Origin of the sequence: Nitratidesulfovibrio oxamicus (genome assembly GCF_015731765.1) — a bacterium.
GTDB lineage: Bacteria > Desulfobacterota > Desulfovibrionia > Desulfovibrionales > Desulfovibrionaceae > Cupidesulfovibrio > Cupidesulfovibrio oxamicus.
The window spans coordinates 1-802 of sequence record NZ_VRYY01000688.1; the positions used below are offsets into that span (position 1 = coordinate 1).

1 protein-coding gene is annotated in these 802 nt (G+C 71.6%); it reads right to left on the reverse strand.

Features of this window, described 5'->3' with window-relative positions:
* A partial coding sequence (locus FVW20_RS17285) for a SulP family inorganic anion transporter (protein ID WP_307831627.1) occupies window positions 1-709 on the reverse strand: 709 nt, incomplete at its 3' end.
* Between the last annotated feature and the right edge of the window lie 93 nt (window positions 710-802).

An 802-nucleotide genomic window follows, 5' to 3' on the forward strand; every position in this document is an offset into this window, starting at 1 on the left:
CCAGCGCCCACGCCGCCGCGCCCGATGCTGCCACGGCCAGGAACGCGGCGGGCAGGCGGCGGTGCACCCGCGCGATGCCCAGCGCCACGGCCATGGCGAACAGCCCCGTGCCCAGCGCCCACGGGTTGGTCCGGGGCAGGTGGCGCAGGGTCGACAGCACCAGTTCCACGAACGTGGGCGCGTTGCCGATGCTGACGCCAAGCAGGTTCTTGAGTTGCCCCACGGCGATGAGCACCGCCGCCCCGGCGGTAAAGCCCACCATCACCGAATGGGAAATGAAGTGCACCAGTTCGCCCAGCCGGGCGAGGCCCATGAGTACCTGCAACAGCCCGGCCAGGATGGCCACGCCGAACACGTAGGCCATGCGCGTCTCTTCCGGCAGGGCGGACAGGGGCACCCCGTTGACCACGGTTTCGGCCATGGTGGCGAAGAGCAGCATGGCGATGGCGTTGGTGGGCCCGGCGACGAGGTAGCGCGAGGCCCCCCACAGCGCGGCCACGATCACCGGCACGATGGCCGCGTACAGGCCGTACTTGGGATGCACCCCGGCAATGACCGCATAAGCCATGGATTGCGGCAGGGCCACCACGGCCACGGTCAGCGCGGCCAGCACGTCGGCCCGCAGCCCCTGCATGGAATAGCCGCGCAGGCTTTCCACGAAGGGCAGGGCGGTGCACAGCAGCTTGTCGCCCAGCCCGCGCGGGGGCACCGGGCAGGCCGGGCCGGCGGGTGGGGAGGAAGAACCGGAAGGAGAGGCCGGGCCAGCCGGGCCAACTCGGCCGGATGAACCAGCCGGACCGGA